Genomic DNA, 12,768 nt, shown 5'->3' on the forward strand with positions numbered 1-12,768 from the left:
ATGAAAGTCCTCCTTCATTCATGTTTCGCCGCGGCGCTGGTCGCCGTTTTCACGCAACCCGCTGCGGCGGTCGAACCGCGCCTGACGGGCGAGATCCGGGTGATCGACGGCGATACGATCGCATTGGGTGAGACGCGGATCCGGCTTTTCGGCATTGATGCGGTCGAAGGGGACCAGCCTTGCCGTGCCTCGGATGGGCGCGTGTTGAACTGCGGCGCTTGGGTGACGGCGCAGGTGCGCGCCACCTATGACGGTCAGCGGGCCGACTGCCAGCGGGTGGATACCGACCGCTATGGCCGGATTGTCGCGCGCTGTGCCGCCTTGGGGCAGGATATGGGGCAAGCTTTGGTCGCGTCGGGGCTGGCCTTTTCCTACGCGCGCTACAGCCGCGCCTATGTCGCAACCGAAGCGGCGGCCAAGCGGGCGGGACGCGGGGTACATGCCTATGAAACGCAGCGCCCTGATGCCTATCGCAAAGCCTCTAAAGCAGCGCCTAAGCCTGTCGCCTCGGCAGGGCCGGGCGGCTGTGTGATCAAGGGGAATGTCAGCAGCAAGGGCACGCGGATCTTTCACATGCCCGGACAGCACGACTATGACCGGACCGTGATCCGCACCGACAAGGGCGAACGCTGGTTCTGCAGCGCGGCGCAGGCGCGTGCCGCCGGATGGCGGGCGGCCAAGCGGTAAGCGGTCAATCCACCTGATAGGGCAGCACGTCGCGCAGGTTCGGGTCTACCACCAGCTGGCGTTCCAGCGGCGGCACAGACCGCTGGTGGCAATGTTTACGTTCGCAGATACGGCAGGATATGCCGATGGGTTCAAACGCAGAAGCGCGGGTCGTGTCCATCCCGTCGGCATAGACCAGCGCAGGCGCGTGGCGCACCTCGCACCCCAGCGAAATCGCATAGCGCCGCACCGGCGCGCCAAACCGCCCCGCCGGCTTCGAGATGTCCCGCGCCAGCGAGATATAGCGTACCCCGTCCGGCGTTTCGGCCAGCTGACGCAGGAAGCGGCCCGGCGTTTCAAAGGCGCTGTGCACGTTCCACAGGGGGCAGGCCCCGCCGAACCGCGCGAATTGCAGACGGGTGGCCGAATGGCGTTTGGTGATCGTGCCCGCCTGATCCACCCGGACAAAGAAGAACGGAATCCCCTTTGACCCGGGGCGTTGCAGCGTCGACAGCCGGTGCGCGACCTGTTCGATCGATGCTCCGAAATCAGAGGCCAGCACCTCGAGGTCGTGGCGGCAGCTTTGGGCGCGCTCCAGAAACCGGGCGTAGGGCATCAGTGCGGCCCCGGCAAAGTAGTTCGCCAGCCCCATCTTCGCGATGTCACGGGCCGCGGGGCTGTTGAAACGCGCGAAATCCAAGGTTGCCTCAAGCAGGTCGTTCTGGCGCACAAGGGCGACCTGCAGCAGCATCTGGAACGTCTGTGTTGCTTGCGAGGCGCGGGCCGAGACATGCAACACGCCGCTGGCTGGATCATAGCGGCGCAGGGCGTCTGTCTCGTCGAAGGCGACGGTGATCCCTGCGCTGGACAGCGCCTCTAGCGTGGTGTCGCGCAGGCTTTGGCCGGTGCCGGTGTCGCGGGCGAAGTACTCGGCGGCGCGGTCCACGGCATCCAGATAATTGTCGCAATAATGGAAGAAGTCGCGCACCTCTTCCCACGGGCTGGGGGAGGGGCGGGCATCTTCGCGGCCCAAGGCTTCGTCCAGATAGGCCAGCCGTTCTTGGGTCTGGCGGTGGCTTTGGTGCAGCTTGATGAACGCCCGCGCCAACCCCGGCGCGTTGGAGGCCGCAAGCTGCACATCGGCCAGCGGCAGCACATCGCCCTCGAACACCGGATCGGACAGGACTTCGCGCATGTCGCTGACCAACCGTTCGCTGTCCCCGCTCGACAGTTCGGTGACATCCATCCCGAATTCAGACGCCAGCGCCAAGACGACCGTGGTGCTGACAGGTCGGTTATTATTCTCCATCTGGTTCAAGTACGGGAGGGATACGCCAAGCCGCGCGGCGAATTCTTTCTGGGTATGAGCCAGATTTGTGCGCAGCTCGCGCAGTTTTGCGCCAGCGTATAGCTTTTGGATCGCCATCAGGGTGGGGCCTTTGCAAAGTTACCGGTTCTGCAAAGCGTATCTTTGCAAACTAGCGGCGGCAAGGCCCGTCAGGCGATACCAAGCGCCCGTTCACGGCGGATCACGACCAAGATCGACGCGACGCCCGCGACGGCGGTAGCCAGCATGATCCAGAGCAGCGGATAGGCTCCGGTCTCCTCGCTCAGCAGGGCACCGGCCAAAATGCTAAGTCCCGCACCACCGCCAATCATGATCGCGCCGCCAAGCCCGGATGCCGTGCCCGCCAGATGCGGGCGCACCGACAACAGGCCCGCGGTGGCATTGGGGATGCACAGCCCGTTGCCAAGCCCAACCAGCGTCATCATCCCGAAGAACGACAGCGGCGATCCATAGCCCAGCAGGAAGATCATCATCGACACCGACCCGCCAATCGCATTGGCCAGACAGCCCCAAAGCACCAGCGTGTTGACGCCGACCACGGTCGCTTTGCGGGCCGTGATAAAGTTGCCAAGGAAATAGCCCACGGCGGGCGCGCCGAAATAGATGCCAAGCTCGGCCGGTTCCATGCCGAAAACGACGCTGCCCACGAAGGGCGCGCCGCCAAGGTAGGCAAAGAACGCACCCGAGCAGCAGGCCGCCGCCATCGAGTACCCCCAGAACCGCGGAGAGCCGAGTAGCTCGGGGTATTCGGCGAATTGCTGGGTCAGCGTACGCCCTGACGCGACGTGGGTCTCGCCAAGGTCGAACCATGTGATCGCCAGTACCAGCGCCCCGATCCAGAACATCGCCCAGAAGGTCGCCTGCCAGCCGAAGGACTGCTCCAGCAACCCGCCCACAGCGGGGGAGATCATGGGCACCAGCGCCATGCCCATCGTGACATAGCCGATCATGGAGGCGGCTTTATCTTGGGCGAACATATCGCGCACCACGGCGCGGCTCAGCACCATCGACACGGCGACGATGGCCTGCACGCAGCGGAAGGCAAGAAACACAGCCGTCGTGGGGGCGTAGATACAGCCCACCGTCGCGACCATATATATCGCCAACCCCCATAGCAGCACATTGCGGCGGCCCAGATTGTCCGAAATCGGGCCGATCAGCACCTGCAGTACCGCGCTACACAGCAGATAAAGCGGCACGGAAAGTTGCATCACAGCGTAATCGGCGTCGAAATATTCAGCCATAGCGGGAAGGCTTGGCAAGAACATATTCATCGCCAGCGCCCCGATCCCCGACAGAAGGATCAGCGTGGAAATATGCGGGGGGGATGTTTTATCCAGAAAACGGACGGGGTTATCCTTGATCATTGCATATCAGTATGCCTGCGGTTGCATCTTGTCTATCCAGAACCATACGGTAACCGAACGATTTGCAAGTTTTCAATTAGCAAAGAGAAGGGTGTATAGTTTTTGCAAATTTGCAAAAATGCGCTTTGGTTCGCGCGGGGGCGGCGTTACGGTGGCGGAAATCTTATAGAGGTGCGTGATGAAAGATATTCTGGAACAGCTTGAAACCCGCCGCGACGACGCCCGACTGGGCGGAGGGCAAAAGCGCATTGATGCGCAGCACGCCCGTGGCAAGCTGACCGCCCGCGAGCGGATCGACCTGTTGCTTGATGATGGGTCGTTTGAAGAATTCGACATGTTCGTCACCCACCGCTGCACCGACTTCGGGATGGAGCAGCAAAAACCCGCAGGTGACGGCGTTGTCACCGGTTGGGGCACGATCAATGGCCGTCTGGTCTATGTCTTCAGTCAGGATTTCACGGTCTTTGGCGGATCGCTGTCCCAGACCCACGCGCAGAAGATCTGCAAGATTCAGGATATGGCGATCCAGAACGGTGCGCCTGTCATCGGGATCAACGATTCCGGCGGTGCGCGTATTCAGGAAGGCGTCGACAGCCTCGCGGGTTATGCCGAGGTGTTCCAACGCAATATCGAAGCTTCTGGTGTGATCCCGCAGATCAGCGTGATCATGGGGCCATGTGCGGGCGGGGCGGTCTATTCCCCTGCGATGACTGACTTTATCTTCATGGTTAAAGACACGTCCTATATGTTTGTGACAGGCCCTGACGTGGTCAAAACCGTGACCAACGAACAGGTCACCGCAGAGGAATTGGGCGGCGCGACGACGCACACGCGCAAATCCTCAGTCGCGGATGGCGCGTTTGAAAATGACGTCGAAGCACTGGCCGAGGTGCGTCGTCTGGTCGATTTTCTGCCTGCCAACAACCGCGACCTGCCACCCGTGCGCCCGTTCTTTGACGAGCCCGACCGGATCGAGGCATCGCTTGATACATTGGTGCCCAGCAACGCCAACACGCCCTATGACATGAAAGAGCTGATCCACAAGCTTGCGGATGAAGGCGACTTTTACGAAATTCAGGAAGACTTTGCCAAGAACATCCTGACCGGCTTTATCCGTATCGAAGGGCGCACCGTGGGTGTGGTCGCGAACCAGCCGATGGTGCTGGCGGGCTGCCTTGATATCGACAGCTCGCGCAAGGCAGCGCGGTTTGTGCGCTTCTGCGATGCGTTTGAAATTCCGATCCTGACGCTGGTGGACGTGCCCGGCTTTCTCCCCGGTACTGGGCAGGAATATGGCGGCGTAATCAAACACGGTGCCAAGCTGCTGTTCGCCTATGGCGAAGCGACGGTGCCGATGGTGACGGTCATCACCCGCAAAGCATATGGCGGCGCGTATGACGTGATGGCGTCCAAGCACCTGCGGTCCGACTTCAACTACGCGTGGCCCACAGCCGAGATTGCCGTGATGGGGGCCAAGGGCGCGACAGAGATCATCCACCGTGCCGATCTGAACGACCCTGAAAAGATCGCGCGCCATACCGCCGATTACGAAGAGCGTTTCGCGAACCCCTTTGTCGCGGCAGAGCGTGGCTTTATCGACGAGGTGATCCAGCCGCGTACCACGCGCAAGCGGATTGCCCGCGCCTTTGCCTCGTTGCGCAACAAGAAAGCCGCGATGCCTTGGAAAAAGCATAACAACATCCCGCTCTAACGTCGTTTAATCCATATCCCTCGCGGTGCCTTTGCAGGTGCCCGAGGGGCAGGAGACCGCTTTGGTAACCGATCACCCCTCTCTTTCCGCGTCATTGCCCTTCGGGCTGCATCCAGCGGGTGCGGCACTGAAGTGGCTTGCGGTTTGCGCAGCTTTCGCCACGGCCTCTGCCGCGGCGCAGCCGGTCGAGGTGCCGTCGGGCGAAAGCATCGAATTGCAAGAGGTGCTGATAGACGAGGTGGGCGTGCAGACATGGCTGCGCTTCCGTTTTGTCGCCCCTTATATCGCGCGCGATACGGGCGCTGTGGACTTTGCGCAGGTTGGGGCCGATATGACCTATCTGTGCGACGCGCTGGCCATTCCCTACATGGCGCAACATGCGCTGGACGGAGAGGTCATCGTGATCTCTTTGGCTGATCGCGTCACGGAATTCGGGGTGTCCGACCCCGATGCGACACAGTTTTTCGAGGCATTTCGCCTGAGCAACGACACCTGTATCTGGGAGGGCCTTTGATGCACCCACAACATCTTGCGAGCGCTGCGGCACCAGCGCGCCGAACTGCGGCTTTGGCGTCACATCTGGCCGCATTGGAAAGCACACCGTATGCAACGCCAATGAACTGCGATAATGTCGCGGCGGGGAATACCGACGTATTTCTTACTTTAACATCGGGGTCTGATTGGCATGAGGCAGTGCCGGGCCCTTTAAACAGTGACAGGAGACTTAGATGTCCAAGAGCATCACAATGCTGGCCGCATTCGGCCTTATCGCAGCCGTTGCGGCATGCGCACCCAAGCAGCAAGAAGAATATGTCGTGGTCGCACCCGAGCCCATCTCGGTTGAGCCCGTGTACACAGGCAAGTACAAGTAATGCTTGTCGGGGACAGGCCTCTGCGCCTGTCTCCAACCCCTCTGCGGCATGTAGCGCAGGGGTAGCACCGCGCATCGCCCTCGCAGTCTGGGGGGTATCATGCTGAAACATCGCGGTTTTCCGGGGCGTATGCCCGGATCAGACTATCAATTCGTTATCCGTCGCGCCAATCCGCGTGGGGTCACCCCGCTGACCCGTCGCGAACGCCGTTCCGACCGCAAGGCGGCGGACCGTCGCGTTGACACGGCCTTTATGCGCGCGCTGTGGGAAGCCTTCGGCGACCAGCCGTTCGAAAGGGGCAATCTGGACGCGGGGCGTTTGTCTTGGCTCTTTGGTCGCGAGGTCGTCGCGGTAGACGACCCCTTTGATCCAGCCGACTATGACGCGATGCTGGTCATCAACGAAGCCCTTGCCCGGGCGTCTTTCCCCGACGCGTTCGAGGATTGATGATGCGTGTCGCCCCCTTCCGTTCGGCTGCTTTTTGCCACATGCGCGGCATGTTGGGCGGTAATTTGCCCGTCGGGGCAGGGGCGCGCGCCGTTATTCAAACCGCGGTGGAACCTTCTGCGAAACCATGCGTTTATCAGTATCACATCGCGAATAACGCACGATCAATAAAAGGTTTAATCCCATGTCCATCAAAACAATTCTTCTCGCCGTTACTGCGTCCGCTGGCCTCGCTGCATGCGGTGACACGCTGGGCGAACAAGCGCTCGGCGGTGGTGTCGTGGGTGCCGGTGCAGCAGCCGTCACAGGCGGTAGCCTCGCGCAAGGCGCGGCCATCGGTGCTGGCGCAAACGTACTGGCGTGCCAAACCGGCGCAGTGCGCTGCCAATAATCTGACATCTGCCGCGGCCTCGGATCGCGGTAGCTGCAGTGCCAAAGATTTTGCCCCGCTCAGCCGCGTGCTGATGCGGGGTTTTTCCGTTCACTCAAGACCAAAAGGGACAGTCGATGTTCAATAAGATCCTGATCGCCAACCGCGGCGAAATTGCCTGCCGCGTTATCAAGACCGCCAAGAAGATGGGCATCGAAACCGTCGCCGTCTATTCCGACGCTGATGCGCAGGCGCTGCATGTCCAGATGGCCGATGAGGCGATTCACATCGGCCCGCCTGCCGCGAACCAGTCGTATATCGTGATCGACAAGATCATGGACGCGATCAAGCAGTCGGGCGCGCAGGCTGTACACCCGGGCTATGGCTTCCTGTCCGAGAACGCGAAATTCGCCGAGGCGCTCGAGGCCGCTGGCGTCGCCTTTGTCGGCCCCCCTAAGGGCGCGATCGAGAAAATGGGCGACAAGATCACCTCCAAGAAAATCGCGCAGGAGGCCGGTGTTTCCACGGTCCCCGGCTATATGGGGCTGATCGAAGACGCGGATGAGGCGGTGAAGATCTCGAACGAAATCGGCTATCCGGTAATGCTGAAGGCCTCTGCCGGTGGGGGCGGCAAGGGGATGCGTATCGCGTGGAACGACGAAGAGGCCCGCGAGGGGTTCCAGTCGTCCAAGAACGAGGCTGCCAACAGCTTTGGCGATGACCGTATCTTTATCGAGAAATTCGTCACCCAGCCGCGCCACATCGAAATTCAGGTGCTTTGCGACGCCCACGGCAATGGCATCTATCTGGGCGAGCGCGAATGTTCGATCCAGCGCCGCAACCAGAAGGTCGTAGAAGAGGCCCCGTCGCCTTTCCTTGACGAAGCCACCCGCAAAGCCATGGGCGAGCAATCCGTCGCCTTGGCGCAGGCCGTTGGCTATACCTCTGCCGGTACGGTCGAATTCATCGTAGACGGCGACAAGAACTTCTACTTCCTTGAAATGAACACCCGTCTTCAGGTGGAACACCCCGTGACCGAGCTGATCACCGGTGTCGATCTGGTCGAACAGATGATCCGCGTCGCCAATGGTGAAAAGCTGACCATCACCCAGGACGATGTGAAACTGACCGGTTGGGCCATCGAAAACCGGCTTTATGCCGAAGATCCGTACCGCGGCTTCCTGCCCTCCATCGGGCGTCTGACGCGCTACCGTCCTCCGATGGAGATCGCGGCCGGTCCCTTGCTGACCAACGACAAATGGCAGGGCGATGCGCCAGCGGGTGACACGGCTGTGCGCAACGATACCGGTGTCTACGAGGGCGGCGAGATCTCGATGTATTACGACCCGATGATCGCCAAGCTGTGTACATGGGCACCGACCCGCGCCGAGGCGATTGAACGCATGCGCGTGGCGCTGGATAGCTTCGAGGTCGAAGGCATCGGGCACAACCTGCCGTTCCTCTCTGCCGTGATGGATCACCCGATCTTTGTCGAAGGCAACATGACCACCGCCTTCATCGCCGAACAATACCCCGACGGCTTTGATGGGGTAGAGCTGCCTGACGCAGAACTGCGCCGGATCGCGGCGGCCACCGCAGCCATGCACCGCGTCGGAGAGATCCGCCGGACTCGCGTGTCGGGCCGCATGGACAACCACGAACGCAAGGTCGGCACCGCCTGGAACGTCGCGCTGCAAGGCCAGTCGTTCGATGTGGAAATTCAGGCCGACCCAAAGGGCGCGACGGTGACCTTCGACGACGGCACTGCGCTGCGCGTCGCGGGCGACTGGACACCGGGCGACCAACTGGCCGAGATGACCATCGATGACGCACCGCTGGTGTTCAAGGTCGGCAAAATCTCTGGCGGGTTCCGCGTGCGGGCCCGTGGCGCGGATATGAAAGTGCATGTGCGCAACCCGCGTCAGGCCGAACTGGCCCGTCTGATGCCCGAGAAACTGCCGCCCGACACATCGAAAATGCTGCTGTGCCCCATGCCGGGTCTGGTGGTGAAGATCGATGTAGAGGTTGGCGACGAAGTACAGGAAGGCCAGAACCTCTGCACCATCGAGGCGATGAAGATGGAGAACATCCTGCGCGCCGAGAAGAAGGGCAAAGTGTCCAAGGTAAATGCCGCAGCGGGGGATAGCCTCGCTGTGGATGATGTCATCATCGAGTTCGAATAAGCGCCATGCCAGCCGTTGCCATCATGGGATACAACACGGCGCTGCGGGGGATCCCTTCGCAGCACCGGCCCATATTGCAGCGGCTGCTGGCTGTTCAGTCGAAGATTTTACCTGACTTTTCCTTGGCTTCGCGAATTTCGCGTTGCCGGATGGTCATTTTGTCGATGCTGCGGGTGATCTCGCGGACATCCCAGGGGCGGGGCTTGCGCAGCTTGATCCCGCCGTCTTTGCCCACCAGCACCAACATGAACCCGCGCGGCCGCATCCGCAGCCGCAACGGGCTGCGCGCGGCTGGATCGGTATCGGTCAGGACAATCACATCACGCTCGATCAGGTCTTCGGGCTGTTCGCGTAAAAGCTCCATTTGGGATTGGAAGGCGGGGTCATCCTCGCTGTCCGCAAAGACCAGAACCGGTCTTTTTTTCCAGTGGAATTCACTCAAATCTTCCATATCTGCGGGCAGGAACAACGTGGGAACCTCGGGTTCCGTGGCCGTTTGCGCCCCCGCCGAGACCGCAAACAATCCTGCAAAAACAAGGGCTATCACTGGTTTCATTTTGTCTCCTGTCCGTACAGATATAAGCTTGCGCGACGCAATTGCGATGCACAACCGGACATCTGCGCATATTAAGCACTCTGCAACAGGTTTGCGGGCATGACTGTGGCTCAAACTCTTAGTGGGCCACAGTGGCTGGCCCCCGTTCAAGGATTGGGCAAGCAGATCATGGATATTCTTCTTCACGTTGGTGCGCACCGTACAGGAACCACCAGTTTTCAACGCTATCTGGCGGATCACGCCGATCCCATCGCGGCGCAGGGCACCTGCGTCTGGGGGCCGCGCCAGACCCGTGGCGGGCTGTTTGCAGGGCTGTTTCCGGCGTCGGGAATGCTGGCCTCGGGGCCGAATTTGGTAAACGGGCGCGTGTCGCTGCTGATGGGCAAGGCGCGGGACCTCGGGGCGGATCAACTGCTGATCTCGGACGAGAATATGATCGGCTCGGCGCGCCATTCGGTGCGCAGCGGGCGGCTGTTTCCGGCCATTGGCGAACGTATGGCGCGGTTCGGGGCCAGCTTTGGCGGGCGCGTGACGCAGGTGGTGCTGACCATCCGGCAGACGGACCATTGGTGGGCCTCTGCGCTGGCCTATACCGTGGGGCGCGGGCATCCCGTACCGGATGCCGACCAGATTGACCGTATCGCTCATGACCGGCGCGGCTGGCGCGATGTCATCACCGATCTTGCCTGCGCCTTGCCCGAGGCGAAGATCAGCATCGCCCGCTATGACGATTACGCTGGCCGCCCCGATGCGCTGTTTACGCAGCTCACCGGTCGCGCTGCCCCCGCCACCACCCAAGGCTATTGGCTGAACCGCCGCCCGGACGAGGCCAGCCTGCGTGCGCAGATGGGCCCTGCCGCGGCAGGGCTGCGCAGCGACGGGCTGGGCAACTGGCACCCCTTTAGCGACGCGCAGGCCGCGGCCTTGCGTGAAACCTATGCGGACGATCTGTTCTGGCTGACAGCCGGTGCGGATGGTCTTGCCACCCTGACAGAGACCTCAACCGCCCCAAGAGCCGGCACAAGCTGGCCAGACGGCGATAGAAGAAAAGGACACCACCATGACAGCGGACAAAGAAAACTGGCGCAATCTGGCTGAGGCGGAACTGCGCGGGCGTAGCCTCGATGACCTGACGTGGCACACGCTGGAAGGCATTGATGTCAAACCGCTTTATACCGCGGAAGACACCGAAGGGCTGGACCATCTGGGCGGCATCCCCGGAGAGGCACCCTTTACCCGCGGGGTGAAGGCGACCATGTACGCCGGCCGCCCGTGGACGATCCGCCAATACGCGGGGTTCTCTACGGCAGAGGAATCGAACGCCTTTTACCGCCGCGCCCTTGCTGCGGGGCAGCAGGGGGTGTCGGTGGCCTTCGATCTGGCCACCCACCGCGGCTATGACAGCGACCACCCGCGCGTCGAGGGCGACGTGGGCAAGGCGGGCGTGGCCATCGATAGCGTCGAGGATATGAAGATCCTGTTCGACGGCATCCCGCTCGACAAAGTGTCGGTCTCCATGACGATGAACGGCGCGGTGATCCCGATCCTGGCGAATTTCATCGTCGCGGGCGAAGAGCAGGGGCATGATAAATCTGTGCTCTCGGGCACCATTCAGAACGACATCCTGAAAGAGTTCATGGTCCGCAACACCTATATCTATCCGCCCGAGCCCTCGATGCGGATCATCGGGGATATCATCGAATATACCTCGGACCACATGCCGAAGTTCAACTCCATCTCGATCTCGGGCTACCATATGCAAGAGGCGGGCGCGAACCTTGTGCAGGAACTGGCCTTTACCCTTGCCGATGGTCGCGAATATGTGCGCACGGCGATTGCGGCGGGCATGGATGTGGACCGGTTTGCACCCCGGCTGAGCTTCTTTTTCTGCATCGGCATGAACTTCTTTATGGAGGCCGCGAAACTGCGCGCGGCGCGTCTGCTGTGGTCGCGGATCATGGATGAATTCAAACCGAAGAACCCCAAATCCTCGATGCTGCGGACCCACTGCCAGACCTCCGGGGTGAGCCTTCAGGAACAAGACCCCTATAACAACGTGATCCGCACCGCCTACGAGGCGATGAGCGCGGTCCTGGGCGGCACGCAGTCGCTGCACACCAATGCCCTGGACGAGGCGATTGCCCTGCCCACCGATTTCTCCTCGCGCATTGCGCGCAACACGCAGTTGATCCTGCAGGAAGAAACCGGCGTTACCAATGTCGTCGACCCGCTGGCCGGCAGCTACTATGTCGAAAAGCTGACCGCCGATCTGGCAGACGCCGCATGGAAGCTGATCGAAGAAGTGGAAGAGCTGGGCGGGATGACCAAGGCCGTCGCCTCCGGCATGCCGAAACTGCGCATCGAAGAGGCCGCCGCCACCCGTCAGGCCAAGATCGACCGCGGCACCGAGGTGATCGTCGGGGTCAATAAATACCGCCGCGAGGTCGAGGACGAGATCGACATTCTGGATGTCGATAACGTCAAGGTGCGCGACAGCCAGATCAAGCGTCTCGAAGCGATCCGTAGCGCGCGTGACGAAAACGCCTGCAAAGCCGCCCTGGCCGAGCTGACCCGCCGCGCCGCAGAGGGCGGAAACCTGTTGGAAGGGGCGGTCGAAGCCGCCCGCGCCCGCGCCACCGTAGGGGAGATCAGCATGGCGATGGAAGAAAAATTCGGACGTCACCGCGCCGAGGTCAAGACATTGGCCGGCGTCTATGGCGCGGCCTATGAGGGCGACAGCGGCTTTGCGGAAATCCAGAAATCGGTCGAGGATTTCGCCGAAGCCGAAGGCCGCCGTCCGCGTATGCTGGTGGTCAAGATGGGTCAGGACGGGCACGACCGCGGGGCCAAGGTCATTGCGACCGCCTTTGCCGATATCGGGTTCGACGTGGATGTGGGGCCGCTGTTCCAGACCCCCGCCGAGGCCGCGCAGGACGCCGTGGACAACGACGTGCATGTCATCGGCATCTCGTCCCAGGCGGCGGGTCACAAAACGCTCGCCCCGCAGCTGATCAAGGCGCTGAAGGACCAAGGGGCCGAGGATATTCTGGTCATCTGCGGCGGGGTGATTCCGCAGCAGGATTACAAGTTCCTCAAGGATGCTGGGGTCAAGGCGATCTTCGGACCGGGGACAAATATCCCCAATGCCGCGCAGGATATCCTGAAGCTGATCCGTGCCGCACGCAGCTAAACGGGCGCGAGGGGGCTGTCTGCCCCCTCACACTCCCCCGAGGATTTGAACCATCTGG

12 protein-coding genes are annotated in these 12,768 nt (G+C 61.6%); 9 read left to right on the top strand and 3 right to left on the bottom strand.

What is annotated here, in order from left to right; genetic code table 11:
• Positions 1-687: thermonuclease family protein (locus tag EE36_RS11285; RefSeq protein WP_005852314.1), on the top strand; the 687-nt coding region annotated here is incomplete at its 5' end.
• 4 nt (positions 688-691) lie between these two features.
• On the opposite strand, the gene EE36_RS11290 is transcribed toward EE36_RS11285, so the two are convergent.
• Positions 692-2,092: a short-chain fatty acyl-CoA regulator family protein gene (locus EE36_RS11290; RefSeq protein WP_005852316.1), complete on the bottom strand. Its 1,401-nt coding sequence runs from the start codon at positions 2,090-2,092 to the stop codon at positions 692-694.
• 71 nt (positions 2,093-2,163) lie between these two features.
• The gene (locus tag EE36_RS11295; protein ID WP_005852318.1) at positions 2,164-3,381 is read right to left on the bottom strand and encodes a multidrug effflux MFS transporter; all 1,218 of its coding nucleotides are present in this window, start codon (positions 3,379-3,381) and stop codon (positions 2,164-2,166) included.
• 178 nt (positions 3,382-3,559) lie between these two features.
• On the opposite strand from EE36_RS11295, the gene EE36_RS11300 reads away from it, so the two are divergent.
• The 6 genes from EE36_RS11300 (at position 3,560) to EE36_RS11320 (ending at position 8,964) form a co-directional block, all read left to right on the top strand.
• Positions 3,560-5,092 (top strand): acyl-CoA carboxylase subunit beta, encoded by a 1,533-nt coding sequence (locus EE36_RS11300; RefSeq protein WP_005852320.1) that lies wholly within the window; start codon positions 3,560-3,562, stop codon positions 5,090-5,092.
• A 61-nt stretch (positions 5,093-5,153) separates the two neighbouring features.
• Positions 5,154-5,606 carry a DUF6497 family protein gene (locus EE36_RS11305; RefSeq protein ID WP_235183764.1) on the top strand — a complete coding sequence of 151 codons (453 nt, stop codon included), beginning with the start codon at positions 5,154-5,156 and terminating at the stop codon, positions 5,604-5,606.
• Between the two features lie 214 nt (positions 5,607-5,820).
• The gene (locus EE36_RS17615; protein WP_005852323.1) at positions 5,821-5,964 is read left to right on the top strand and encodes a hypothetical protein; all 144 of its coding nucleotides are present in this window, start codon (positions 5,821-5,823) and stop codon (positions 5,962-5,964) included.
• 99 nt (positions 5,965-6,063) lie between these two features.
• Positions 6,064-6,411, top strand: a complete 348-nt coding sequence (locus EE36_RS11310) for a hypothetical protein (RefSeq protein WP_005852325.1) — start codon at positions 6,064-6,066, stop codon at positions 6,409-6,411.
• 184 nt (positions 6,412-6,595) lie between these two features.
• The gene (locus EE36_RS17715; RefSeq protein ID WP_005852327.1) at positions 6,596-6,802 is read left to right on the top strand and encodes a hypothetical protein; all 207 of its coding nucleotides are present in this window, start codon (positions 6,596-6,598) and stop codon (positions 6,800-6,802) included.
• Between the two features lie 116 nt (positions 6,803-6,918).
• On the top strand, positions 6,919-8,964 hold the full coding sequence (locus tag EE36_RS11320) for an acetyl/propionyl/methylcrotonyl-CoA carboxylase subunit alpha (RefSeq protein WP_005852328.1): 2,046 nt from the start codon (positions 6,919-6,921) through the stop codon (positions 8,962-8,964).
• 94 nt (positions 8,965-9,058) lie between these two features.
• Here EE36_RS11320 and EE36_RS11325 read toward each other — a convergent pair whose 3' ends face one another.
• Positions 9,059-9,520: a DUF4174 domain-containing protein gene (locus EE36_RS11325; RefSeq protein WP_005852330.1), complete on the bottom strand. Its 462-nt coding sequence runs from the start codon at positions 9,518-9,520 to the stop codon at positions 9,059-9,061.
• 168 nt (positions 9,521-9,688) lie between these two features.
• Here EE36_RS11325 and EE36_RS11330 point away from each other — a divergent pair, with 168 nt between their 5' ends.
• Positions 9,689-10,618: a hypothetical protein gene (locus tag EE36_RS11330; RefSeq protein WP_005852331.1), complete on the top strand. Its 930-nt coding sequence runs from the start codon at positions 9,689-9,691 to the stop codon at positions 10,616-10,618.
• Positions 10,581-12,710, top strand: coding sequence for a methylmalonyl-CoA mutase (scpA, locus tag EE36_RS11335; RefSeq protein ID WP_005852333.1), 2,130 nt, complete (start codon positions 10,581-10,583; stop codon positions 12,708-12,710). The genes EE36_RS11330 and scpA overlap by 38 nt, the downstream gene beginning before the upstream one ends.
• Positions 12,711-12,768 lie beyond the last annotated feature (58 nt).

This window comes from Sulfitobacter sp. EE-36 (genome assembly GCF_000152605.1).
In the GTDB taxonomy this organism is placed as follows: domain Bacteria; phylum Pseudomonadota; class Alphaproteobacteria; order Rhodobacterales; family Rhodobacteraceae; genus Sulfitobacter; species Sulfitobacter pontiacus.